General features: G+C 44.8%; 20 protein-coding genes and 1 pseudogene. 11 read left to right on the top strand and 10 right to left on the bottom strand.

The genetic code is table 11. The features are described 5' to 3' along the window. Positions 1 to 471: 471 nt before the first annotated feature. Positions 472 to 1,593 carry a maltose/maltodextrin ABC transporter ATP-binding protein MalK gene (gene malK / locus AACS00_RS11075; protein WP_110167436.1) on the top strand — a complete coding sequence of 374 codons (1,122 nt, stop codon included), beginning with the start codon at positions 472 to 474 and terminating at the stop codon, positions 1,591 to 1,593. Positions 1,594 to 1,648: 55 nt separating this feature from the next. Here the strand turns inward: malK and AACS00_RS11080 are convergent, their stop codons facing one another. Next, complete coding sequence (locus tag AACS00_RS11080) at positions 1,649 to 2,551, bottom strand: DMT family transporter (RefSeq protein ID WP_110167437.1); 903 nt, start codon at positions 2,549 to 2,551, stop codon at positions 1,649 to 1,651. 95 nt (positions 2,552 to 2,646) lie between these two features. Between AACS00_RS11080 and AACS00_RS11085 the strand changes: the two genes are divergently transcribed. After that, positions 2,647 to 4,065 carry an aminotransferase-like domain-containing protein gene (locus tag AACS00_RS11085; RefSeq protein ID WP_110167438.1) on the top strand — a complete coding sequence of 473 codons (1,419 nt, stop codon included), beginning with the start codon at positions 2,647 to 2,649 and terminating at the stop codon, positions 4,063 to 4,065. Positions 4,066 to 4,164: 99 nt separating this feature from the next. Then, the gene (gene speG / locus AACS00_RS11090) at positions 4,165 to 4,692 is read left to right on the top strand and encodes a spermidine N1-acetyltransferase (RefSeq protein WP_072670746.1); all 528 of its coding nucleotides are present in this window, start codon (positions 4,165 to 4,167) and stop codon (positions 4,690 to 4,692) included. A gap of 104 nt (positions 4,693 to 4,796) precedes the next feature. Here speG and AACS00_RS11095 read toward each other — a convergent pair whose 3' ends face one another. The 4 genes from AACS00_RS11095 to AACS00_RS11110 all read right to left on the bottom strand — a co-directional run bounded on the left by AACS00_RS11095 (position 4,797) and on the right by AACS00_RS11110 (position 9,237). Then, complete coding sequence (locus tag AACS00_RS11095; protein ID WP_072670747.1) at positions 4,797 to 5,405, bottom strand: 2OG-Fe(II) oxygenase; 609 nt, start codon at positions 5,403 to 5,405, stop codon at positions 4,797 to 4,799. A gap of 209 nt (positions 5,406 to 5,614) precedes the next feature. Next, complete coding sequence (locus AACS00_RS11100; protein ID WP_110167439.1) at positions 5,615 to 7,270, bottom strand: dihydroxyacetone kinase subunit DhaK; 1,656 nt, start codon at positions 7,268 to 7,270, stop codon at positions 5,615 to 5,617. Between the two features lie 329 nt (positions 7,271 to 7,599). Beyond that, positions 7,600 to 8,241 (bottom strand): dihydroxyacetone kinase subunit DhaL, encoded by a 642-nt coding sequence (gene dhaL / locus AACS00_RS11105; RefSeq protein WP_072670749.1) that lies wholly within the window; start codon positions 8,239 to 8,241, stop codon positions 7,600 to 7,602. A 3-nt stretch (positions 8,242 to 8,244) separates the two neighbouring features. Beyond that, positions 8,245 to 9,237 (bottom strand): dihydroxyacetone kinase subunit DhaK, encoded by a 993-nt coding sequence (locus AACS00_RS11110; protein WP_072670750.1) that lies wholly within the window; start codon positions 9,235 to 9,237, stop codon positions 8,245 to 8,247. A gap of 340 nt (positions 9,238 to 9,577) precedes the next feature. On the opposite strand from AACS00_RS11110, the gene AACS00_RS11115 reads away from it, so the two are divergent. The 4 genes from AACS00_RS11115 to AACS00_RS11130 all read left to right on the top strand — a co-directional run bounded on the left by AACS00_RS11115 (position 9,578) and on the right by AACS00_RS11130 (position 14,060). Then, entirely contained in the window at positions 9,578 to 10,663 is a 1,086-nt protein-coding gene (locus AACS00_RS11115) for a glycerol dehydrogenase (protein WP_110167440.1), read from the top strand. A 94-nt stretch (positions 10,664 to 10,757) separates the two neighbouring features. Beyond that, positions 10,758 to 12,647 carry a sigma 54-interacting transcriptional regulator gene (locus AACS00_RS11120; RefSeq protein WP_072670752.1) on the top strand — a complete coding sequence of 630 codons (1,890 nt, stop codon included), beginning with the start codon at positions 10,758 to 10,760 and terminating at the stop codon, positions 12,645 to 12,647. 127 nt (positions 12,648 to 12,774) lie between these two features. Next, positions 12,775 to 13,011, top strand: a complete 237-nt coding sequence (locus AACS00_RS11125) for a hypothetical protein (RefSeq protein WP_072670753.1) — start codon at positions 12,775 to 12,777, stop codon at positions 13,009 to 13,011. Positions 13,012 to 13,310: 299 nt separating this feature from the next. Then, positions 13,311 to 14,060: a substrate-binding periplasmic protein gene (locus AACS00_RS11130; RefSeq protein ID WP_110167441.1), complete on the top strand. Its 750-nt coding sequence runs from the start codon at positions 13,311 to 13,313 to the stop codon at positions 14,058 to 14,060. A gap of 84 nt (positions 14,061 to 14,144) precedes the next feature. On the opposite strand, the gene tdh is transcribed toward AACS00_RS11130, so the two are convergent. The 3 genes from tdh to AACS00_RS11145 form a co-directional block, all read right to left on the bottom strand. Then, positions 14,145 to 15,179, bottom strand: coding sequence for an L-threonine 3-dehydrogenase (gene tdh, locus AACS00_RS11135; RefSeq protein WP_004396757.1), 1,035 nt, complete (start codon positions 15,177 to 15,179; stop codon positions 14,145 to 14,147). Continuing rightward, positions 15,176 to 16,372: a glycine C-acetyltransferase gene (locus tag AACS00_RS11140; RefSeq protein ID WP_110167442.1), complete on the bottom strand. Its 1,197-nt coding sequence runs from the start codon at positions 16,370 to 16,372 to the stop codon at positions 15,176 to 15,178. Before AACS00_RS11140 ends, tdh begins: the two co-directional genes overlap by 4 nt. A gap of 376 nt (positions 16,373 to 16,748) precedes the next feature. Next, entirely contained in the window at positions 16,749 to 18,005 is a 1,257-nt protein-coding gene (locus AACS00_RS11145; protein ID WP_110167443.1) for an SGNH/GDSL hydrolase family protein, read from the bottom strand. 566 nt (positions 18,006 to 18,571) lie between these two features. Here AACS00_RS11145 and AACS00_RS11150 point away from each other — a divergent pair. From AACS00_RS11150 to AACS00_RS11160, 3 genes and pseudogenes are all read left to right on the top strand, one after another. Further along, a pseudogene (locus AACS00_RS11150) lies at positions 18,572 to 20,239 on the top strand (S8 family serine peptidase); the annotation flags it as partial. 236 nt (positions 20,240 to 20,475) lie between these two features. Continuing rightward, complete coding sequence (locus AACS00_RS11155) at positions 20,476 to 20,784, top strand: hypothetical protein (protein ID WP_072670758.1); 309 nt, start codon at positions 20,476 to 20,478, stop codon at positions 20,782 to 20,784. Between the two features lie 295 nt (positions 20,785 to 21,079). Beyond that, positions 21,080 to 22,015: a LysR family transcriptional regulator gene (locus tag AACS00_RS11160; RefSeq protein WP_110167445.1), complete on the top strand. Its 936-nt coding sequence runs from the start codon at positions 21,080 to 21,082 to the stop codon at positions 22,013 to 22,015. A gap of 50 nt (positions 22,016 to 22,065) precedes the next feature. On the opposite strand, the gene AACS00_RS11165 is transcribed toward AACS00_RS11160, so the two are convergent. Both AACS00_RS11165 and AACS00_RS11170 read right to left on the bottom strand, forming a co-directional pair. Further along, complete coding sequence (locus tag AACS00_RS11165) at positions 22,066 to 22,437, bottom strand: cytochrome b562 (RefSeq protein ID WP_072670760.1); 372 nt, start codon at positions 22,435 to 22,437, stop codon at positions 22,066 to 22,068. 119 nt (positions 22,438 to 22,556) lie between these two features. After that, complete coding sequence (locus AACS00_RS11170; RefSeq protein WP_110167446.1) at positions 22,557 to 23,306, bottom strand: phosphatase; 750 nt, start codon at positions 23,304 to 23,306, stop codon at positions 22,557 to 22,559. A 209-nt stretch (positions 23,307 to 23,515) separates the two neighbouring features. Between AACS00_RS11170 and AACS00_RS11175 the strand changes: the two genes are divergently transcribed. Next, complete coding sequence (locus AACS00_RS11175) at positions 23,516 to 26,395, top strand: HD domain-containing phosphohydrolase (protein WP_110167447.1); 2,880 nt, start codon at positions 23,516 to 23,518, stop codon at positions 26,393 to 26,395. Positions 26,396 to 26,629 lie beyond the last annotated feature (234 nt).

Below are 26,629 nucleotides of genomic sequence, written 5' to 3' on the forward strand. Positions count from 1 at the left end.
TGGTTTTATCCCCTCCTCCGCCTCATCCTTCACTACTCCCCCCATAAAAAAGAGTGACGGGAGGATGTAAGCAAGCACATCATCAAGGAAACTAAGCACATCCAAGAGTGGATGGTAAGAACCCTTTCCAGTATCTATTGCAGTGCTGGCTTGCATTGCCGAATGGGTTTGCTGTCATAACTTGAGCGTTCGTGGTAATTATTGTACGGGGGAGACGTTCAAGCATGGCGGGGGAAGCAAACTGATTCTTGGCTTTGATGGGTGATGCTCTCTACAAATGATGTATTTGTAGGCATCACCCTTTCTTTTCTTACTGATGAAATGAGAGGTAATGCAGCATCGCTGCTGAATCATCGGCATTCACCATGAAAAATGATTCACCTTAACGTATTCCTACTGTTATTGCCTGCAAGATAATTCATATAATGATAGGCAGTAATCATTAAAAAATCTTGACCGAGGACGAGCGACATGGCGAGTGTCACGTTAAAAAATGTATGTAAAGCTTATGGCGATGTATTGATTTCTAAAAATGTTGATTTAGAAATCCCAGAAGGCGAATTTGTCGTTTTCGTAGGTCCATCAGGTTGTGGCAAATCCACCTTATTACGCTGTATTGCCGGCCTTGAGGAGATCACGTCGGGCGATCTTTACATCGGCGATCAACGCATGAACGATGTTGAACCATCAAAACGCGGCGTCGGCATGGTATTTCAATCGTATGCCCTTTATCCGCATCTTAATTTATACGACAACATGTCGTTCGGGCTAAAACTAGCCAAAGCCAGTAAAGCGGATATTAGTCAACGAGTGGAAAAAGTGGCGGATATTCTGCAACTGAGCCACCTATTGGATCGTCAACCCAAAGCGCTCTCTGGTGGCCAACGCCAACGGGTCGCGATTGGTCGAACGCTCGTCTCTCAACCAAACGTTTTCTTACTCGATGAACCACTGTCTAACTTAGACGCTGCGTTACGTGTGCAAATGCGTTCTGAAATCACCAAACTACAACGTAAACTCGGTTGCACGATGATCTACGTCACCCATGATCAGGTTGAAGCGATGACCATGGCCGATAAAATCGTTGTTTTAGACGCAGGATACGTCTCTCAAGTCGGTAAACCTTTAGAGCTCTACCACTACCCAAAAAACCGTTTTGTAGCAGGATTCATTGGCTCTCCGAAAATGAACTTTATGAGTGTCACCATTGAAGAAGCGGAAAAAGATCAGGTCAAAGTAAAGCTGTCCAATGGCGTTGCTTTCTGGATCCCCGTTGATGGCACGACGGTTACCGCAGGTGCTCGTATGTCACTTGGTGTACGTCCTGAGCATTTGTTAGAGCCAAAAGAGGGTGATGCTCAAATCGATGGCAAAGTGATGATTGTTGAAAAACTTGGTAACGAAACCCAAGTGTATATGAACGTTAAAGGCTCAGACTCTGACATCATCTACCGCCAACCAGACACGCTCGATATCGAAGTCGGTGATACGCTGACGATTGGTCTGCCCGCTCATCGCTGCCATTTATTCCACAGTGATGGCCGTGCATGTCAACGCTTACACCAAGAAAAAGGCGTCGTGATTGAGCGTTAAATCTCGTCCTTGCAGACAACGGTCTGAAACCGTTGTCTGCCACATGCAAAATAACTTAATTTTCCAATATTAAGCCTCGCTTTCGTCCCCATAGCTTCGGCTTTTTGACGACAAAGTACACCGCTAACGCGGTTAATATAAAACCTAATATCCCCAATCCATCCAATAATTCATCAAACGCAAACCATGCCTGAATCGCCGTCGTCGGCGGAACCAAATAAAAAATAGAGGCCACATTGGATGAAGCACCATGCTCGACCATGTACAGCAAAAGTAAAACGGCAACACATGATAAAACAACGACTAACCAAACCATGGTCAACACAAACGTCGTCGTCCATTGAATACTCATACTTTCAACCTTAATCGCAAGAGGAATAAATAGTATGGAAGCCGCCATGTATTGCACCAAGGTTCCCCCCAATAGATCAATCTGTTGACAAAATCTTTTCTGGTACAAAGTGCCAACAGTGATACCAAACAAAGAGAGAAGACACATTCCTATCGCGGCCCATTGCTTCTCTTCTGATTGCCACTCAAGGTTACCGAGCAAGACCAAGCTGATGCCGACAAATCCTATCCCCAGCCCAATCCATTGACTAACAGTAAAACGTTGTGGCGTCATGATAACCAACAGCAAAACGGTCATCACAGGTTGAGTACCGACTAACAATGAGGTTAACCCTGCCGGCATGCCCCAATAAATCGCCTGATAAGTTCCGCCCAAATACAATCCATGAATCAGTAAACCAGCAACACTTGCGTGCCATAGTGCTTTCCCTTTTGGGATAGATTGCCGTTTAAAAAGAGCCAGCAAACCACCGAATAAAAGTACCGTTAACAGCATACGTAAGCTGAGCAATGTCATAGGTTCAGCATAAGTCAGCCCATAACGAGCCCCCACGAAGCCTGAAGACCATAATATGACAAACAGAAAAGGGATCATTTTAATGAACATAGAAAATCTCTCGCCATGAGGATAACAATTACGCTACTTTAATTGGGTACAGAAAAACAAAAAGGCACAGTTTCCATTATTTCAACGGGTACAGAATGGTCAAAATTTGCAAATATAGACAAGTGGAAGCGTATTTACGCCACGCCATTGAGCAACGTTTGTTTAATCCACACGAAAAACTGCCATCCATTCGTGAATTAGTCCTTGCCCTATCGGTGAGCAAAAATACCGTCATTCGAGCCTATCAGGTGTTGGAAGCTCAAGGATGGGTATACGCTCAGCCACGAAGTGGTTACTGTGTTTCGCCACCACCATCATCGTTAGAAATCAGTAGCCAAACACCTCGCCAAGTCGATTTGTTGTCAATGTCGAAAGACATTCTGGCCAATCCAATCAAGCAATATGAAATGCCAGCAGGTTCCGCACACCCGAATATCGACTCTAGTGCCATTCGTAGTTTGTATGCACATATCGGACGTCACAGCCGTAAACAAACACATATTCCCAGTCACTATCAACTGCCACCGGGGAATAACCAACTCGTAAAACAGCTAGCAAAACTTTCACAAGAGAACGGTATTTTTGCCCAGAGTCGAGACATTGCCATTACGCATGGAGCGCAACAAGCCATCAGCTTAGCTTTTCGAGCGATCACTCAAGTGGGAGACATCGTGGCCGTCGAGTCGCCTTGTTATTTTGGTACCTTATTGTTAATCGAGTCTTTAGGGTTAAGAGTGGTGGAAATACCCAGTCACACAATAACTGGAATTGTTCTGGATGCACTGGTTGATGCTTTAGAGCGCTGGCCAATCAAAGCACTATTGCTTACGCCCAATTTTACTAATCCAACTGGGGCATTGATGCCACTGTTACACCGTAAAATGCTGCTAGAAAAAACACCCTCGCTGCCAATCATTGAAGATGATGTCTTTGGTTATTTAGGTTTTAACGCTCCAATCCCCAGCTTAAAAAGCTTGGATAACCACGATAGAGTTATTTATATTAATTCGCTTTCTAAAACGTTAGATTCTCGACTTCGAATTGGCTGGATAATTGCTGGACAATACATGGAAAAAATAGACAAGATTTTACTCAGTGAGAACATGGGCAGCCTAAATTTAATACAATCAGCAGTGGCTGAGTTTCTCTCTTCCGGTCAGTACAAAACTCATCTTGCTAAAATGCGCCGCCTATATCAATATCGCCAGCAAAAGTTTACCACCATGTTGAACCAAGCATTCAATGGCCAACAAGCATTACAGGGACAATACCACCTCTGTCATCCAGAAGGTTCCTTTTTAAACTGGCTAACACTACCGTCTCATATCGATACTTACGAGCTCTACCAACAATGTCTACCCAAAAAAATCAGCTTCTTGCCAGGGCATCTATTTGCGACCCAACATCAATTCACTCACTGTATTCGCTTTAGCGTGGCAAATTTGAATGATGAAAAAAAATGGCAACTTAGCTTAAATCTTCTGGCACAGATGATCACGGCTCAACTAAAATAAAGATAAACCGAAGTAAATCATCTTAGTTCGCAGAGATCTGCCCCCATTAACCACTATGATGTACAGTGAAATACAATAAAAGAATAATAAGGATTATCCATGAAACACCAGCTATCTCTTAGAGCTTTAGAGCGCGGCGACTTGCGCTTTATTCATAATTTGAATAACAACCGCAACATTATGTCTTACTGGTTTGAAGAGCCGTATGAATCGTTTGATGAACTGGAAGAGTTGTACAACAAACACATTCATGACAATGCAGAACGGCGTTTCGTGGTTGAGAATCAGCAAAAAGATCTGATTGGCTTAGTCGAGCTCATCGAGATTAACTACATCCACCGCAGTGCTGAATTTCAAATCATTATCACTCCTGAACACCAAGGTAAAGGTTACGCACAAACCTTAATTCATCGTGCGCTGGATTACTCTTTCACCATTCTTAATTTGCACAAAATTTATCTGCATGTTTCGATTGAAAACGATAAAGCGATTCATCTATATGAAAAATGCGGGTTTATTGAAGAAGGGCATTTAGTACAAGAGTTTTTCATTAATGGTCGTTACCGAGACGTCAAACGGATGTACATCCTGCAAAGTGACTATTTAAAAAAAACCTATCCAGAATAAACGTCCAACCTGTACTTACCTTGCAGCACAGCGTGACTCTTTATGAGCGTAGATAGACTTAGGTAATCATTGCACGAAGCGCATCCGTCGCTTCGTGCTTATTGCTAACGAGCAATATCCAAGCGGTTTTCGGTTACCCCGTTAGTTCGAAACCAGCCCGCGATACTGATCCGCTCCGCTTGAGTCGGCAACACTTCATGAGGGAATTTCTCCGATAAAAACACCACTAAACGACCTGAAATAGGCGCAATCGTCTCAATCAGCTGATCGTTCAAATCATAAAGTTTTAATTCTCCACCATCGGCAGCGCACCAATTAGGATTCATGTAAAACACTGTCGTTAGCTTACGATTTTCATTACCGCGAAACGCATCGAGATGTTTTTTATAAAAATCACCGGCTTCGTATTTCGCAAAATGCGCTTCGTATTCAAATAATCCTAAAAAGAAGTCTTGATTCACTTGCTGGCGAATCTGCTCCATCCGCTCCAAATAATCTTGTATTGGCTGACCCATCGATTCTCTCAGCCATTGAATCTTATCACTGCGGATCTGGCTAATTCGCTGGGCTTCATCTTGCCGACCGATACGTGCTTGCTGCCAACTTTCAGGAGCGCAAGATCGTAAACGGCTGACTTGATCGGGCGTTAAAAAATCATCCCACACATACCAACCTTGCTCCGCTATCGCGTCCAGCAACTTCTCTAATCCCATGATGTTCACTACTTAGTTAATGAACCATGGGTTATAACCAGACTCGGTTAGCCGCACAAATCACGATGTTAATCCATAAGGATAATAATCGTTATCGTTGTCAACAATAGGCGTAACACAAGGATGCGAGGAATATTGAGTTGCTTCGATAATAAAAAAACCACCGGAAAATCGGTGGCTAAGATAAAAAAATCGTTAATCGCTAAAGCTTAACGATTCAGCTTGGTCAGCGCTGCAAAGACGCTCTCGACCGCTACCGCACCGGGGTCTTTAATACCACTTAAACTGTCACTGGCTAAATAAGACGAGCGACCAGCATTGGCTTTGTTCATTAATGCGGTGGAAGCACTGCCTTGCTCAGCGGCGCTTGCCGCTTCGGTTAGACTTTGCCCAGCGACTAACGCTTCCAGTGCTGGCTGCAGCGCATCAATCATGGTTCTGTCACCCAACTCAGCGCCGCCGTACTGTTTCATTTTATTTAATCCCGCCACTAGTGCCCTCGCCAGTGGTTGACCTTCACTCATCTGTTGGCCCGCAGCGGTAAAGAAAATCGATAGTAACACGCCACTTGAGCCGCCCATCACGGTGGCAAGGCGCTCACCCACTACGCCTAATAACTTATCGACTTGCGCGAATGGCAATTGATTCGCTTGGCTCTCACGATAGACTTGTCGTGCACCAGCAGCAAAGGTTGAGCCTGTATCTCCATCGCCAACTAAACTATCGAGACGATTAAGCTCACTTTCATTAGCGATCAAGGTCTGGCAAATACAGTTGACTATCATTTGATGCTCAGCATGCTCGGAGGCTTGATAGTGCAGTTGATCGGCTTGCTTTTCGACTGCGCGACGCGCCACATCATTGACCGCTAAAGGCGTTGGCCAACTGCTGACCTCGGTTGGAGCCAATAATGCCGCTTCCAGCTGCGCATCTAAATGCAGTAATGAGATAGAGAAGCCTTTCATGTCCAACGCCGTCATCAAGGGCGCTGGACCCACTAAATATTGGATTGATGGCGCAAGAGAAGAATGACACAGATCGCGCGTTAACAAACTCATTTCAAGATTGGATACGCCACCCAAGTTATTGAGTAGCACCGCGACTTTATCATCACTGGTTAACGGATAAGCGCTCAGCAGCTTTTCAATCATCATCGCCAGAATATCGCGGCTATTTTGCGTTGCTAACACCGAAACGCCAGGCTCACCGTGAATGCCTAAGCCTAGCTCAGCATGACCCGCTTTGACTCGCTCACTGTGCGTTTCACCCGGTAAATGGCAACTGGAGAGTGCCACGCCAATACTGGCGGTGCGTTGAATCGCCACTTGCGCAGCTTCAGCGACTGCAGACAGTGATTGACCTTGCTCCGCCGCATAGCCGGCCACTTTATGCACAAATAAGGTACCAGCCACACCACGAGGCTGCTTATTATCGGGCAAGGCAATGTCATCACTGACCATCACCATTTCAACTTGATAACCGAGACGCTTAGCTTTTTCTGCCGCTAAACCAAAATTTAATCGATCGCCGGTGTAGTTTTTGACAATCAACAAACAGCCCGCTTCACCGGTCACTTGAACAATGGCATTAAACACCGCATCAACACTGGGCGAGGCAAACACATCACCGCACACCGCGGCGGTCAGCATATTCTTACCCACAAAGCCAACGTGAGCCGGTTCATGGCCCGAGCCACCGCCAGAAATAATCGCTACTTTGCTTTTATCCCAATCACGGCGAACCACGATGCGAATGTGTGGATCGATATCCAGTTGCTCTAGGTTTTGCCAAGGGCTGGTTAACACCGCCCCTTCAATCGCTTCATTTACCAATTGCTCTTTATTATTAATAAAAAATTGAGTCATCACGTTATTCCTTGGATTGAAAGTAAATCAACAGCTTCGATTGTGCGGATGACAGCTAGGATCAACAAAAAAATTTTCACGTTGCAAAATGAAACAGGATTAATTTCGCGATTGATTCATAATGAAACACCATTGACGCTCGCTTTTCTTAGAGTGTGAGCTTAGGCGAGATGACGTGAAAGCCATTTGCTCCCTAGCCTCAAAAGTTGATGCCGCGCCAAAACGACTCAGCATAACAGATAGAGAGCAGCAGAAACGACCAAGCAGCCGATACGAGCGCTGCTTGATTTAGATAAGAAATGGAATAAACGGACTTAAGAGAGAAGATTCTAAGAAGCGCAGAGATGCTCAAACGCTTGCTGTAAACTGGCGATCATCACTCGGCTTGACTCAATACCAGGGTCCAAATAACCGCAGCTTTGCTCGCCTAAGTAGGCCGCTCTACCGCGCTTAGCGGGCAGAGCAATCGAATCACGAGCCGCTTGCTGACAGGCCTCATTCAATACCGTGAGGCTTTGCGCCATAGTGTATTGACTAGCCACGCAGCGCTGTAACGTTTCTGTCGCCACATACCAAATGTCGTATAAGGTTTTATCTTGGTACTGCACATAGCCGCGCGTTTTCACTCCCTGCTGGCCATTCAATAACGCTCGATAAAGATCATCGACACTGAGCGCGGTTTTACCTTCCACGCTGTGCGCCGCTCGCTGAAATAAGGTGTAGTACAAAGGCCCGCTGGCCCCGCCAACGCCGGAAAGAAACACAAAGCCCAAATTTTGCAATAAATTGGCAATACTCATGTCGGCTAAACTCGGCAATTTGCTGACCAATAACGTACAGCCACGCTGAATATTCACGCCGTGATCGGCATCGCCAATTTCGGCATCCAGCTGATTAAGATATTCACTGTGTTGGAGTAAATTTTGACTGAGTAACTGTAACCAGTGATAGACCATCGCTTGGCTGAGCATGGTTTATTTCCCCCATTGCCAATAGGCGGTGTCTACCGGAGCTTGCCAACAAGATAAAGCCCGATCATCAAGGGTGAATAGGCTCACAGAGAAAGCATTCGGATGCGCCCCACGACAGACCGCTTGCGCAATGGTCTCGACAATGGTCATCTGGCTCTGGGTTAATTGTTGAGTGACCCATTGACAGAGATGGTCTAACTGCTGCTGATTTTGCCCACTTAAGCCATTGAGTAATAATAAATACTGCGGTTCTGCCACTGCAGCCGTAGTGATAAACTGCTGCTGCCAATCATGGGTTGCACTCGACCACTGGATTTGCAATCGAGCGCGCTGTGACGCGTTCGCTAGCTGCTGTTGCAGATGTTGCAACACTTCGGCAAACGTCCCCGAGGTTAACTGCATTATTCCTTGCTCATTGTGCAACCCCACCCCGACTTTGATCTGCTCAAGTATTTGATCTGGCTCGGGAGCTTGAGCCCCGACAAACCCCACGCTAATAGTATGGCATTGTGCTGTCCATTGCCGCGCTTGCTCAGTCAACACGCTCAGTTGCTGTTGACTAGACAATCCCGAATCAGCCAATTGCAAACTGTAAGCACCTAACAGTTTTTGTAATATGACAATTCCCGCTAACCCTTTGCCACCCATCATGCAGTGCGCGGGTAAAGGAGCACAATCATCATCGACCAGACAAAAATCCACCTGATAGCCTTGCTCGCTTAGCCACTCGGTGGCGAGTTGAAAATTCAGCACGTCACCTGTGTGATTTTTTACTAAAAACAAGATAGGAGTCGAGGATAGAAAATGCTCTTTAACGTGCTCCGTAATTTGCAGCGCTGATGGCGCGGTGAAATGCTCACCGATACACGCAGCGGCCAACATACCTCGGCCAACAAATTCACTGTGCAAAGGTTCGTGGCCCTGCCCACCGCCGCTAATGACCGCGACTGGGGAAGGAGTATCATTCAAAAAGCGGGGATCAAACACATTATACACAGACAGCACTCCAAAGCATTTTTAGTCAAAAACTCTACCATTAGCGCTAAATTAAGCAATTTATCAATCAAAAGTTTCATTATGAAACCACCAAAGCCCTTAAAGTGTTTCATAGTGAACCAGTTGAGTTAAATTTGTGAACTGTGTCTTTTCTTGTTTAACGAGAGGCAGCGAAAAGCAATGAAATGTGAAACAGGGATTTGATTGGCGATCCGATTGGCAAAACTGATTGCCAAGCCAAGCCTAACCACTTACTACTAGAGCCAACCGAGCTTGGCATCTCTTCTCACCGTCAGGCTCACTATAAAAATGATTCATACATAGAATAAGGATCAATAACGTGGAAAAAATCTTAATCTCGCCCAGTAAATACATTCAAGGTAAAGGCGCTATCCATCAAGTGGCTCGCCATGTCACGGGCTTTGGTCAACGGGCTTTCGCCATCACTGACCCTATGGTACTCCCGCTGGTTGAAGACAGCCTAGCCACTCAGTTTGCTGGCCTCGACATGCATCTCACCTTATCGCCTTTTCACGGTCAATGTAGCCGTAATGAAATTGAGCGCTTAGTTCAGGTCGCCAAAGAGGATCAAGCGCAAGTGATTATGGGCATCGGTGGCGGCAAGGCGCTTGATACCGCGAAAAGTGTCGCTTACTACTTGGGTTTGCCTGTGGTGATCATTCCTACCATCGCCTCAACTGATGCGCCAACCAGCTCACTGGCGGTGATCTACACCGAACAAGGTGAGTTCAGCGAATATCTATTCTTCCCTGCCAATCCGAATATGGTGTTGGTCGATAGCGAAATCGTTGCCAAAGCTCCGGTACGTTTATTGGTGGCAGGAATGGGTGATGCACTCGCCACTTACTTTGAAGCGCGGGCAACCATTACCTCTGGTAAGGCGACCATGGCAGGAGGCCTCGCCACCAAAGCCGCTTTTGCGATTGCTCAAACCTGTTATCAAACGCTATTAGAAGATGGCTACAGCGCGATGATGGCTGGTAAACAAGGTCTGGTGACTCAAGCGATGGAAAACATTATCGAAGCTAATACGTATTTAAGCGGAATCGGCTTTGAAAGCTGCGGACTGGCGGCAGCCCATGCGATTCATAACGGTTTAACGGTATTAGAAGAGTGTCACCACCTTTATCATGGTGAAAAAGTCGCGTTCAGTACCCTAGTACAACTGGTATTAGAGAATGCCCCTAAAGAAGAGTTCGCCCAAGTGTTGGCTTTCTGCCGTCAAGTAGGCTTACCGACTAATTTACACGAAATGGGCGTCACCACTATCGATTTGCCACAAATCATGGCGGTGTCAGAAATGGCCTGCGCCGAAGGCGAGACCATTCATAACATGCCATTTCCCGTGAGTGCCGACCAAGTGTATGCCGCGATCCTTACCACCCATGCCTTAACCACCGCCTAACGGTACTATTTATCCCCCATCTTGCTTGGGGGATTCGTTTTTTGACGAGCTTCTTGTTACCATATCCTCAGCCTCCCTAGCCGCAGATGTATTTATGGTTGCCGATACCTATAAACAATGGAAAATTTTTGTCGATACAGGCTGGTTACCGGTTAAAGGCCAGCATGCTGAGCTCTATCAACAGTGGCAGCAAGCAAGCCAATGTTGCCAAGCTAAATCTTGGCAACCGCCAAGAACGCTACGAGGCTCAACGCTTAACGAGACTTTGCAATCACAGCAAAATTTACTCTGTTTTACCCAAAGAGTCTTAGATGCCATCACCGAAAAACTTCGCGACCCCAATTGGTTATTTTGCATAACCAATGCACAAGGGATTACCTTACACCTACAAGGGGCGGCAAGGCTTAGCCAAGCGCTGTCAAATCTCGGCTTAAGCGTCGGATCCGATTGGACAGATAAACGGATCGGCAATCATGCTATCGAGCGCTGTTTAATCACGCATCAAGCGCAACTGTCAAACGGAGCCGAACATCTCAGTAAAGCGCTGCATCCTTGGTTTTTCTCGGCAGTACCCATTTTTGATCCCATGGGCGAGTTGCTAGCCAGCTTGACTCTGATCAGCGAAACCCAACAACATAGTATGATGATTGATGCATTAATCGAGAGTGCCGCCCGGGAGATTGAAACCCTACTCAGTTCAGAGCTGCGCCTGACCCAAGCCAATACCTTATTAACCCAGCGTGATGTACTATTGGAAGGAATAGAGCAAGGCGTGGTCACTTGGCAAGCGTCTGGCTATGTGCAGTACATTAATCACTGTGCTCGGCAATGGCTAGGTTTAGATGAAAGTCATATTGGCCTCCATATTGAGGCGTTATTTCATTTTCCGCCCGTGGTAGAGCAAGCGTTAGCCGACAGAACTAAACTAGAAAAAGTCGAAGTCATGGTGGATTGTCAGCAACAATTGCTGAAAGTGATCCTCTCACTTAAGCCACTCAGCAGTGGTGAAGTGATGGCGCTGTTTCATCCCAGTGAACCACTCCCTCAACAGCATGAACGTCATCTTATTGGCGGCGACTATTGGCAGCCGAGCGAAAACTTGTGGTTATTGGAAGGCCACCCATGTCAGCAACGCATTGAAAAAGCGGCCAAAGTCTCAGTGCCGGTACTACTGCAAGGTGAAGATGGCGTCGGTAAACTCTCGCTCGCGTTGGCTATTCATCATAAAAGCCAGCAGCGCCTCGCACCACTGATGATTATTGATTGTGCAGCTTTACAAGCGGAACAATTAGCACAAGCACTACTCGGGGATGACCAGCAAAGCCAACCATCGAAATTTGAACTGGCTTACAATGGCACGCTGATTTTAGAACACATCGAATACCTGCCACCTCATTTACAAGCTAGCTTGTTGGCGATTTTAAAAACCGGATTTCTCACTCGCTTACACAGCCAGCAGGTGATTCCGGTTAATGTGCGGGTGATTAGCACCAGTAGTGCTGATTTAGATAAGTTAGTCGAATCAGGGGTATTTAGCCGTCAATTGTATTACGCGATGCAGGGCATTGAGATATGTATTCCACCGCAGCGCGAAGCTATTGATTATACCCGCACCTTAATTGCACATATTGTTCAGCGAGCGAATTGCACGCTTACCGCAGAGGCTTTGCAAACACTACTGGATTATAGCTGGCCCGGCAATCGCAGTGAATTACTGAGTGTGATGGATAAAGTGCTACTGAGCTCGACGCATCGTATTATCCGCCTTGGCGATCTGCCCGATAGAATACGCCGACGCACGGACCAAGCGCAGCCCATTCAACGCCTTGAGTTAATAGAAAAAAACGCCATTATTCATGCGTTAAAACATCATCAAGGTCACTTACAACAAACCGCCAAAGCTCTGGGGGTTGGCCGCACTACCTTGTGGCGTAAGATCCGCAAATACGAGATTGATGAAACCGCGATTGTTGAATCTTCTTAGCTAACGATCAGATAGGTCTGATATCAATCGTCTTCAATCGATATAAACTGGCACCAAATATGCTTAATAAAAATAACTCAGCGCTCACTCGTCATCATGCTGAATACTACCTTTAGAGGAAAGCATTATGGGCCATATCTATAAAATTGAATCTTACAGCGAAGAAGCGGTGCGAACACTGGCTCAATTCATTCAAGCCAAGGGCGGTAAATGCTGCATTGCTGGATTTGCTGTGATCACTAATCACCCTTTCAAAGAAAGAGACGCCGGACGTTTACTGCCATTGATTGGCAAAGTCACCGATAATCTCACTGAATGGGATAAAACTCAGTTTGAAGTGCTGGATAATCAGATCGCTTGCTAACGGATTCATTGCCACCGAAAGCTACCGTATCGAGCCGATGTGCTTTAACCAAACCGGAGTGGTTAACGCACATTAGTTATATAACTTAACGCAAGCCACGACTTCTTAATCAACCAGGCGATATGCAACAGTTTCATCTTGCAACGCAGATTGCACTATCACCTCTCAAACCTACCTCTCGCACCTATGACTTCACTGTTTCATTTTTCATCTGAGCGATGGTTTGGATAACCTATAACGCACTATGCGTTGTTCAGAATTCACTATAATAACAAGACTATTATTAATGAGCATGGATTATGTCGAATAGAATATGGGTTCTACTGGTTTTATCCTTAACAAGCGCATCCACGTTTGCCAAACCCTCGATGACGATTGTTTATTATGACTCTTTTCCGCCTTACTCTTTTCGAGATGAAAACGGTAACATGGCGGGGATTTTTATCGATATTGCCGATCAGGTTTTACAAGATAAAATGGGTATTTCCGTACTTCACAGAGGCTATCCATGGGCCAGAGCGCAGAAAATGGTCCAAATGGGAGAAGCTGACGCTTTTATCACCGTCGCCACACAAGCGCGGCAGGAATACACTAATGTATCGAGTACACCTGTTATTGTTGGCCCCATGAACTTGTTTGTTAACCCAACTAACCGCAATCTTGATCAGATTGAGCATATCCAAACAACGGAAGATCTAAGCCCTTTTTTAATTCTGGATTATCAAGGTAATAATTGGGGTAATCAGCATTTTCCTGAAGATAAATTTCGCCGGTTATTAACCTCAAACTTATCCAATGCCTTAACCATGTTGGCTCATGGTAGAGGAGATGTTATCGCCACGGACAAAATCGTAGCGGACTATTTAATGGCTCAGTTAAATCTGCAAGGATTGATTATCGAGCTGCCAATCATACTGACTGAAGTAGAATTTTCCTTATGTATTGGCAAGAGTTCACCTTTTAACAGCCTACTCCCTGAATTTAACCAGCAAATGGCACAATTCCGAGAGCAGGGTCATGTCGACACTGTACTTGCTAACTACAGGTAGAAGAATATATTTCAATCAACGCATTAAAAAAGGAGCTCCATCAGCTCCTTTTTAGTTAATACGGACAACGTTAGGCAAGAAAATTTACGCTTGCCAATCAAGGATGACTTTGCCAGAAGCCCCGCTACGCATGGCATCGAAACCCTGTTGGAAATCATCGACCTTGAAGTGGTGGGTGATAATTGGCGTTAAATCTAAGCCAGATTGAATCAGGCTCGCCATCTTGTACCACGTTTCGAACATTTCGCGACCGTAAATGCCTTTGATGACTAAGCCTTTAAAAATCACTTGATTCCAATCAATCGCCATCGATGAAGGTGGAATGCCTAGCAGAGCGACGCGTCCGCCATGATTCATGGTTTGCAGCATCGAACTAAACGCACTTGGCACTCCAGACATTTCAAGGCCGACATCAAAGCCTTCTGTCATGCCGAGTTCATTCATCACATCTTCAAGCTTTTGCTCCGCCACATTAACCGCTCGCGTTACGCCCATTTTGCGCGCTAAATCTAGGCGGTATTCATTCACATCAGTGATTACCACGTGGCGCGCGCCAACATGTTTCGCCACCGCCGCCGCCATAATACCGATTGGACCTGCTCCAGTTATCAGCACATCTTCGCCCACTAAATCAAACGATAAAGCCGTGTGCACCGCATTACCAAACGGGTCAAAGATAGACGCAAGATCATCAGAAATACCATCGGGGATCTTAAACGCGTTAAACGCTGGGATCACTAAATACTCTGAGAATGAACCGGTGCGGTTCACCCCTACGCCAATGGTATTGCGGCAAAGGTGAGTACGACCGCCGCGGCAATTACGGCAGTGACCACAAGTAATATGCCCTTCACCTGAAACGCGATCCCCTATCTCAAAACCGCGAACTTCTTGACCAATACCAACCACTTCACCAACGTATTCATGGCCCACCACCATCGGCACAGGGATGGTTTTTTGTGACCATTCATCCCAGTTGTAAATATGCACATCGGTACCACAAATGGCGGTCTTTTTGATTTTAATCAGTAAGTCATTATGACCCAGCTCTGGCATATCGACTTCGGTCATCCAGATGCCTTGCTCTGGTTTTAACTTGGCTAATGCTTTGATTTTCATTTGATAAGCCCCATCTCATGGCCGACTTGAATAAAGACATCAATCGCTCTATCGAGCTGCTCACGACTGTGAGCCGCTGACATTTGCGTGCGGATACGCGCCTGACCTTTTGGCACCACCGGGAAAGAAAAACCAATCACGTAAATGCCTTTGACTAATGCACGCTCAGCAAACTCAGCAGCCACTTTCGCATCACCAAGCATAATCGGGATGATCGCATGATCAGCGCCGCCCATGGTAAACCCCGCCGCTTCCATACGAGAGCGGAAATACGCCGCGTTACTCCACAGTTTATCGCGTAATTCACCACTTTCAGCTAACAGATCCAAGACACGCAGAGAAGCGGCGACAATCGCTGGTGCCACGGAGTTTGAGAAGAGATAAGGACGTGAACGCTGACGTAACCAATCAATCACTTCTTTCTTACCGGAAGTATAACCACCAGAAGCGCCGCCCATGGCTTTGCCTAGCGTTCCGGTAATAATATCAATTCTGTCGATAACGTTATGATATTCATGCGTACCACGGCCATTTGCGCCCATAAAGCCCACCGCATGGGAATCATCCACCATCACCAAAGCATGGTATTTATCCGCTAAATCACAAATCGCTGGCAAGTTCGCCACTACGCCGTCCATAGAGAAAACACCATCGGTGACAATCAGCTTATGCCGTGCGCCCGCTTGGTCAGCAGCAATCAGCTGCTGCTCCAACTCTTGCATGTTGTTATTGCTATAACGAAAACGCATCGCTTTACATAAACGAACGCCATCAATGATCGAAGCGTGATTAAGCGCATCAGAGATGATGGCATCTTCTTTATCAAGTAGCGTTTCAAATAGCCCGGTATTCGCATCAAAGCACGAGGTATAAAGAATGGTGTCTTCTTTGCCAAGGAAAGCAGACAGCTTCTCTTCAAGCTGCTTATGGATATCTTGCGTACCACAGATAAAACGTACTGAAGCCATCCCGAAACCATGCGTCGCCATACCTTGTTGACCCGCTTCAATCAAAGCCGGATGGTTCGCCAAACCAAGATAATTATTGGCACAAAAGTTAAGTACTTCTTGACCGGTTGAGATAGAAACCGCCGCTTGTTGCTGTGAGGTGATCACGCGTTCAGATTTATAGAGACCTTCGGTTTTAACATCATCCAACTGTTGGCGTATTTGTTGATAAAAATCACAAGACATTGCATTTTCCTTATTGATTGCCGTTATCTCCAGCAGATTAGACAGTCAGTGTAATAGAAGCCTATGGATGGGATTATCTCGCTTTGCGGAAAACCATTCATGAACTCAATTCACAAATAAGCATTATTAACTAATGAAGACAGTTAAAAAGTAGTCAACCACAACATATACCCAAACAACTTGGAGTTGCAGGTAGGCGGCAAGAGAGTGAGTCCCCATGAGCATAGATAGACTATGTGATTGGGGCGAACGAACGTAGCCAACACCCCTGCAGCTTCAAGTCGGAAGGGTATAAGCGATCCAATAAAAAAGCCTGAAGATACAAACGATCTTCAGGCTACATCGAGCTTAGCGGTAATGATAGATACTGAAAATATTAAAAATTAAAATATTGTAATCCATTACCCGGCGCTAACAGCGTTTGCGAAATATAGCGATGAGTCGCTGTGGTTGGATGGGTGACATCCCAAAATACAAATTTGTCTGCACCATCACGAGCACAGGTATTGGTGATCGGATGACGATATAAATAATCCGCCGCAGAAGAACGGGTGAGATTCAAGCAAGGTTCACTGGCATTGGTAAAGCCATGCTTTTCCGGTTCAGCGACCATTGAATCAAATAGTGCGTGAGTATCAAACAGATGAATAGCGTAACCTTGTAAAATATATTGTGCTGCTAACTGTTTTAACTTGGTGTTCAGCGCATTGATTTTACCTTGAATCAAATCGATTTCAGCTGGTGTCGAATAGGTAAACTGCGGAGCTTTAGTCACATCCGGTAACGTCATCATTAAGATATTTTGCGCGCCAGATTGTGTTAAACGTTGTAATGCCGTAGTAAAATCAGCCGCAACCTCCGCAACGTCTCGGTTATAATTCATAAAATCATTGAGACCGAAGACCAACGTATATAAGGTATTTTCCGGACGGTAATTTTGTGCTTTACCCATGTACTGTAAATAAGAATCTACTTGTCCAGTCACTCCAGTTAAAGCCACATATTGATTCGCTCCGGCAGCACCACCAACCGCCCAGTTATAGACTGGCATATTTTTAGACTGAGCAAGGTATTCTGTCCAAACCAACCCATTAGAAAAATGTCCTAAAAACCAGCTATTTGGATTCGGGAAACGCCACTGCGCGGCATTAAAAATATTACCGGTATCGGACAAGCTGTCACCAAACGCGACAATCTTGTTTATTTGATTAGCCTGCATGACAGGATCATTCGACCAAATCGTATAGTTTAATGAGAAACGATTATCCGCCGCATAAAAGGTAATATCCGCATTATCATGGTTAATGCTTAAAGTGTGTTCGCAGCGCTGACGAATGGTATTTTGTGAGGTCTGAGTATAAAACATATTTTTTAACCCGACCGAGCTCCACCAGTAACCTTCCAAGGTAAAATAACTACCATCATTATTTGTCGCCCACTGCCAATCCGTTGCCGGATCGTCAGTACTATGGCTAGTACGATACCAGCAACGCACATAGGTATAAGTTTGTCTACCTGTAGGAGCCACTGAGTAGTTTGCCTGCACAGTTTCAGGAATAGTAAAAGTGGGAGTAGGAGTAACCGATGTACCAATAGGTAAAGTTACACTTAAAAGAAACGTTAATATATTCATATTTATACCCCATGTGTATACGGTAGATAATTGGTACATCATTATCTGATTAGTGAATTAAAACATATTAACCTGAGTTATATGACAATAAGTAGTGACTGATAAAAATTGTGGCACTAAGGTCAAATTCACGATTCTCCTATCGTCATTTATTTTCATACCGATACCATTCTGACAAAAAAACCAAATAACCACATAAATATCAGTGGGTTAATAAGATTCCATTAACTTATTTCGTTTATTTTGTGATCTTATTTCAATAAAAATGCTAATTATAATTATTTTCTTTTCTGTTTAATTATTTTGCGCTATACGTGATCAAGTCATTAGTCTTGATTATGAAATCTCGCGCAGTGACACGATTGAAATATGAAATGTTAGCGGTTGATTATACGATCTGGCCAACCGACTTGACGTTGCTGACAACTGGCAAATCCATGATTCTCCATGAGTATCAGTAACAACACGATTGGAGTGAGCGAACCAAATAGTGTAGTAGCTGCAAGTCAACTGGGCAATATAGGATGATCAACCTGCAAAAATATCGCTCAAAAAGGACAGGGCAAATGATAAAAAAAAACCAATTAAAACGTTACGTTAAACTAGGTACAATAGCGATTGTCGCCGGTAGTGCGACTTCCGCGATAGCTCACCCAACGCTGGCATTTGATGAAGCGAGTATTCCTACTCGTTATATTGTCAAATTTAAACAAGATGAACAGCCATTCTCGATGGCTAATAACCCATTCTGGGGCCCACGGATTGGTCAGCAAGCTCTATTATCACAGGTGCAAGCCAGTGATATTGAACCTATTGGTCATGATGCTTTATACAGCGCGAAACTTGCAGAAGAGCGCGTTGAAGCCCTCCGTTCACGCCCAGATGTCGAGTATGTAGAAATCGACCCACCGCGTTTTTTAATGAGCGAAACCACACCTTGGGGTTACTTTGCCGTTAAAGCCGATCAGTTAGAAGATAGCCAAGCTGGCAATCAAACCATTTGTATTATTGATTCTGGTTACGACCTCGCCCATAACGATTTGAGCGGTAACCGAGTCACTGGAACGAACGATCGAGGAACAGGACAATGGTACATTCCAGGTAGCAACAATGCCCATGGTACCCATGTCGCAGGCACGATTGCCGCCATCGCCAACAATGAAGGCGTAAAAGGCTTACTACCAAATCAAAATGTTAACCTACATATTGTCAAAGTATTCAATGAGTCAGGTTGGGGATATTCATCGACGCTAGTGCGAGCGATTCAAACTTGTGCGGATAATGGGGCAAAAATTGTCAATATGAGCTTAGGGGGCAGTCAATCAAGCCGCACCGAACAAAATGCAATGGACGCATTGTATGAGCGAGGAGTATTAATGATTGCTGCTGCGGGTAACTCCGGTAATACCGCGCACAGTTATCCTGCCTCTTATGATTCAGTGATGTCTGTCGCTGCCGTTGACAGCAATTACGATCATGCTTCGTTCTCTCAAGCGACTAACCAAGTAGAAATCGCGGCGCCAGGAGTTGCCGTCCTCTCAACAGTCAGCGTAGGTGAAGGCGTTTTATCGACAATAATCACTGAGGACCGTGATTATTTTCGCCGTGGTGTCGTGCCACATAATCGCTTAAATAATAATGGTTTTGGTTTTGAATCAGCACCGATTGCAGGTCAATATACTGCGCCATTAGCCGTTTGTGATACTAGCGCAGGGCGCTATCAATGTGGCGATATGCGTGGCAAAATTTGTCTCACTGAACGAATCGCTAATGAAACACCATCCGTTCGTCCGGAAATTAATGCCGTTGCAGCCTGTAACAATGCTGGCGCTTTAGCGGCGATTGTTTACAGTAATCAGCAACGTCCAGGCCTCCAAAATCCCTTTGTTCTCGATCAATTTAACACTCACCCACTATTGTCTGTCAGTGTCAATCGTAACGTAGGGCAAGAATTGGCGGCTTTAGTCGGTCAAGACATTACCGTATCGACTCGTACCGGTGAAGATTATCAGTACTATAATGGGACCTCGATGGCAACACCGCATGTGTCAGGCGTTGCAGGCTTAGTGTGGAGTTATCATCCACAGTGCTCGGCAAAACAGATCCGCCAAGCATTAACCCAAACGGCGCTGGATTTGGATGTCCCTGGCCGAGATAATCGTACTGGTTATGGGTTAGTGAATGCTCTGGCCGCAAAAAATTATTTAGATGCAGGGTGTAATGGCCCACGAGGTTAACGTCTTTAACCAGACCTAAAACGTCAGGTCAATAGAATGGCACGATCCCCTAGATTTGCTATCAACGTTTTCTTGGGGATCGTTATTTTCACAGCGTGTAAGCAATGCTGAAGCAGCGCCAGAACCAGAGCACTACACACGATAGGCTGGCGAATTGGGACGAAAAAATGATAAGCCAGAACCCCTGCTGCTTTGAATCGGCAGAAGATACTAATTAAGGAAGAGAGGTCATTATGCTAACATCCTTACTACTGATGATAACCAGTTTATCTTCACTGCCTACTGCTACTGATCCCTCTTATATTGCTGAGGATAAGACCATCGAACAAAACCAGTCAACGGCACGTTTTTATGTCAAATACCATGCTGACAAAAAAATCGTGGTGCTCGAACTACTGAAAAGCTTGGAACTCACCTTAATTGATAGCTTCGATGACCAACAGGTACTCGTCGTCGAAGGGGAATCATCGATTGTTGAGTTACTCAACGATAGTCCATCGATTGAATACACGGAGCCAGTTCCTATCCGCTCTCTTTTCTAAGCATTAAGAGTCGATTGACTAAGAACCACTACATCGCCTTTTATATAAATAATGACCATTCAATCAATGAGCATTATCTGAAACTGCATTTCCTCCACAAAATCTCTGGCACAAATCACAAAAGTAGATATTAATAATGATACATAGAGACGATTTGGTCATTAATCTGCCAAAATGATGCGCTTTTTCAAAATAACCGCACAGCTCCCTGTAAAGTAAGCTAAACCAATCTTCCTGATCCGACGGGGAGTTGGGGTTAATATTATTAACACTTAATTAGATAAGCACAGGCATCATGCTTAACACTAAACTTATCAGTCTACTTCCTGATCTTGCGACGTTTATCCTTGTCGTCAATGAAGGCAGTTTTACTGCCGCCGCCCACAAGCTTGGGGTAACTCCGTCAGCGCTCAGTAAACTGATCACTCGCTTAGAGCTGGCTCTCAATGTCAAACTGTTTGAACGTACCACGAGAAAGTTAGTGATCACTCAAGCAGGACAACGGGTTTACGACCAATGCTTAGTGATGATCAACGCTGCACAACAAGCGGTTGACTTATCTGACGCCGATCACAGTGAACCATCAGGTTCACTGACCGTCGCCGCCCCTGAAGCTTTTTTACATTCAGTGTTACAACCTTTTGTCTTACCTTTTCTTAAGCAATACCCTCATATCCAATTGAAATTACGCGCTGCAGACGGGGAAATTGATCTATTTCGTCATAATATTGATGTCGCGTTTAAGCTGACCGATAAACCCGATGAAAATTTAGTGATGCGTGAACTGTGCAAAACAAATTTGGTGTTATGCGCTAGCCCAGATTATCTACAGCAGCGCGGAGTACCAACTCATCCTACTGAACTCATCCATCACGACTGTCTCTATTTAGCCGAAACCGAACGCGATCATATTTGGGACTTTCTTAAAGAGGATGAGTTTCATACCGTTGCCGTCACTGGTCGCTACGCGGTGAATCAATCCCAGATCCGCTTAAATGCGGTAAAAAGTGGTTTGGGTATAGGTATCTTCCACGATTTTGTGGTTCAAGATGCCATCGCTGAGGGAAAGGTTATCCAACTGCTGAAAAACTGGACAATAAAAAGTAACTACCACGGGGCGATTGCCATGCAATATGCTCAAACCAAATACATGCCTGCACGATTAAGAGTCTTCATCGATTTTGTCCTAACCCATTTAAAACCCAAATTAACCTCGCCGACGCTCGAATAAATTAAGCCCAAGCAACAAGCTTGGGCTTAATGATAACAAAAGGTAAATGGTTAGCGTCTTCGATGGTATTCCATACGCAGTTGATCAACCTCTCTCAAGGTGAGCTTAGCCTGCTCTAATTGACCACTATCAAGCTCATCACTCAACTGATCCAAAACCGTTAGTAGCTTAGCAAAGCCCTCTTGATAAACATCATGCCGACGAGGAGGATATTGACCTTGCTGAGCTTTACTAACTAACTCAGTTAACTTAGTCACTGGTACTTGCATCTCTTGTACCGTTTGCGCGCTCGCCGCCTGAGAAAATTCAGCTCTCATTTGACGCATCACCTGTCGTAAATCAACATCGGTAGCCCATACTGAGCTACTCAACAGTAATCCTACGATTAACAACACATGAGATTTGATGATACTTTTTTTCATTGACTTGCTTCCTTGTTATTGTCGTATTTATTATTGGCTATCCAATACTTTGACTAACCTGTTATCGTTAATGAATAAAAAGTAAGGGGTACAGCATCACTCACTGATATTTAAAACCATTAACAATAATAATCCTGATACTCACCAATTCTGTTACGCCCTCTTAATGCTAAAAAATCCAAAAATTGCACTGGTGTGTGAGTAATCACTTTAGCGCTATCTATAGCTAAACTGTCTAGTAACTCACTGGCTAACGCTAGATTACCGACATCATGGCAAAAATGGGCGTCACTGCCTGTGGTCAACCAAGCGCCGTGTTTTTTGGCTTGTTCAGCGATTTGATAACAACGTTCCACACTGCCCACTCGACTGTGACCTTTTAGGGTACTGTTATTGATCTCTATCGCCACATGATATTCAGCGGCGCAAGCCGCCACCTCAGCGAAATCAAAATCAAAATTTGGATTACCCAAATGCCCCAAGGCATCGACGCGCCCACTTTTTATGGTATTGATTAACGTTTTAGTATGGGTTGCCTTATCATTAGGTCTAAATACGGGCTCATGAAAGCTGGCGATCACCCAATCGAGATGTTGATCGACGGAAGGATGCAGATCAACCTCTCCTTGAAGATTAAGAATATTGGCTTCAACACCACGCAATATCGCCACATCATGTAAAAAACGCGGCAAAATACGTTGGTTAGCAAAAAACCAGTAGTGAGGAGCGCCCGGCATTGACTGAGCATGATCTGTGGTACAGAACATCTGTAGTCCCTTTTCCTGCGCCGCTTGAGCATTTTCAATCAAAGTACTATAAGCATGACCACTGGCGTAGGTATGTGTATGAGTATCAACCGCAAGTTTCATAACCGACTCCCTTTATTTAGCGAGCTTACAGTTTACCAGCCCTCCCCTCGGCTTACCAATCACGCGCTCTACAAGTTCGCTACGAATCTATTGATCGATCAAATTCCTATTCAATAAAGTCAGGTTAGACTCACACAATCGATTTACTACCTTGGCAACTTAATAGACGTGGACAATACTTAATCCATTGCATAACTTAGGATACCGTCATGGTGAAGCGCTACTTCTCTCTTCGAATACAAATCAGCACACTGTTTATGGTATTGGTTAGTCTGATTGGTATCACTTTGATTTCTATAAGTTATTATCATTCACGTCAACTCATGGATACGATCTCGGATAATCTCATCCATGAAAATAGTCAAAAAGTTGAAGTCGCCTTTCAGCAAAGTGTGACGCCGATTTTAACCACTCTGGACTTTATGGCATTAAGTCATTTTATTGAAATGGATCAGCCACCAACAGACAGCTCTCACTTTTTAGCTTCGCTACGTTTAGTCTTTGAGCGTAATGAAAACCTCGTTGCGCTCTATTTTGGTAATCACAAAGGCGACTTCACTATGATTCGCCCACTCTTCAACTCACAAGCTCGATTACGTTTCCAAGCACCTGATCAGGCTACGCTATTCGTAAACCATACAAAAACGGATGGTCGAGATATTGTTATTTTCTTCGATGAGAATTTTCTCACCGTTGGTCGTCAAGAACATGATAACAATACCTTTGACCCTCGTGAGCGCCCTTGGTATCAAAATGCTCGCGAAGATGGGCAAATTCGTTTAACTGAACCGTATTTTTTCCACTTTCTACAAACTTTTGGGGTAACACTTTCGCGTCGCTCAATGGATAACAATAGCGTGGTCGGCGCAGACTTCACCCTAGATACCTTATCCCAACAATTAGCAACCATTGCTTACTCGGCTAACACTCAATTAGCCCTATTCGACCAACAGTTTCGTCTTCTAGCCGAACATAATAGTCCGCTATCATTAACTGATGATGCGTCAGTCACTCATCAAAAGTTATCAACCAGTGTCTTTGCTAGTGTGGCGCAGCGTGGTGCGCAACAAACAATATTTAATGACGTTGCTTTTCATCGACAAACCTGGTCAGTGACCTTAACTCCTATTGCTTTAAGTCCACACGTCCAATTATTATTGGCCCAAGCAACCCCACAAGAGGAACTACTGGCAGCGTTACTAAACATGCGCAATAAACAAATTTGGGCTGCTTTTATGATGCTCGGGGTAGGTTTTATTATCGTCTGGTTTGTTGCCCAGCGTCTTGCCCATCCCCTCAGCAACCTAGTTGTTCAAACCGATAATATCTCTCGCTTTGATTTCCAAAAAACTCGCTATCCAAAAAGCATCATTAAAGAAGTGGCGGATTTGACCAAATCTATCCAATTAATGGAGCACACGTTACACGATTTACTGCGCCTACTGCGAGATACCGCCTCTAACCAAGACTTTGAGGTATTTGCGAAAACCATTACTCATCAAAGTTATTTGATCACCAAAGCTGAAACGATTTTGCTCTATACCTACAGTCACGAGGAGCAACATTTCACCACAGCGGCCAACCATGCGATCATTCCGTTTAAAATTGACATTAATTCACTGGTGCAAAACACACCTTGGTTATTGGCCGAACTTCGCCAAGGACAAACAGTGCATTTGAATCGTAACGATAATGTACTGTTCCCACTCAGAGAACAGCTCTATAACAGCGATATTTATCTTTTCCCATTGCTCAATAAATCACGCCAATTGATTGGTGTGTTGAATTTAGGTTACGAACGAGCCATCACTAAGGCTCAAGCGGATAAACATGCGTTCCTGCGTGAAGTACTTAGTTTTGCTGAAATTGCCAAAGATAATATTGATAAAATGCAGCAACAAAAACAGATGCTGAATGCCTTTATTACCTTGATCGCCTCAGCCATTGATACTAAATCTCCCTATACAGGTGGCCATTGTCAACGAGTGCCTGAATTAACCAAAATGCTGGCTAAAGCTGCCACTAAAGATAAACGCTATTTCCCTGATTTCACCTTATCGGCCGAGCAGTGGGAAGAATTAATGCTCGCCGCTTGGATGCACGATTGCGGCAAAGTCACCACACCAGAATTCGTGGTCGATAAAGCCACCAAACTGGAAACCATTTATGATCGAATTCATGAAGTTCGCATGCGCTTTGAACTGCTTAAAGTTCAGGCTGAAGCCGATTACTGGCAAGAGCTCGCTACCGGAGGCGACCCTGATTTACTTAAAAAAACGCTCTCTGAGCAACAGCAAGCCCTTGATGATGATTTTGCCTTTGTCGCGCAATGTAATATCGGCAGTGAATCAATGACGGATCAAGATATCGCCCGTCTTGAACAGATTGCTCAACGGCAATGGAAGCGTACCTTAGACGATCAGATTGGTATTTCTTGGTTAGAAGCACAGCGCCACACCAACAAGCCCGCTTTACCCGTGATGGAAAACGTTCTCGCCGATAAAATCGTTCACCAGATCCAATGGGATAGCGATCCAATGGCCCATATCGAACAAGAAAGTTTTGTGCTTAAGCCTAAAGCACTGCGTTATAACCGTGGTGAACTGTATAACCTCAGTGTGCGCCGTGGCACCTTAACCGAGGAAGAGCGCTTTATGATTAATGATCACATTGTACAAACCATTGTGATGCTAAAAAGTCTGCCTTACCCAGAACACCTCAAGCAAGTGCCTGACATTGCAGGTGGTCACCATGAACGTATGGACGGTAAAGGCTATCCACGAGGATTAAACGAACAGCAACTGTCGATTCCTGCGCGGATCATGGCGATTGCTGATGTGTTTGAAGCGCTGACCTCTAGTGATCGCCCTTATAAAAAAGGCAAAAGTTTGGAAGAAGCCATGCAAATCATGACAACCATGGCCACCAGTGGGCATATTGATCCGAAACTTTATCTACTCTTTTTAGAACAACACGTGTATCTCGATTATGCACGACAGTTTCTAACCAACATAGAATTAGCTAGCTTTGACCCCTCATCCTACATCACGACCGTAAAAACCTATTTACGTGATAGCGTTAATATTTAATCGATTGCGCTATCAATAGTTGATGTGTGTCAAATTGTCGTAGACAATACCCTCCTTGCTTAATCACGCTAACCAGCGTGATTAAGCCATACCAGACAACTTGGACGTATCGCCTCAAGAGGTTAGGTATATCGGTTTTGACGATATCAACAATAGTCAAAACCTACTTTTTATTTTGGTATTGCGCTGCTAGGGTTGGCGCATGCTAAGTACCTCGTTTTTAAGGGAAAGATG

It is taken from the genome of Vibrio sp. 11986-1-5 (assembly GCF_963878025.1).
In the GTDB taxonomy this organism is placed as follows: Bacteria; Pseudomonadota; Gammaproteobacteria; order Enterobacterales; family Vibrionaceae; genus Vibrio; species Vibrio injensis.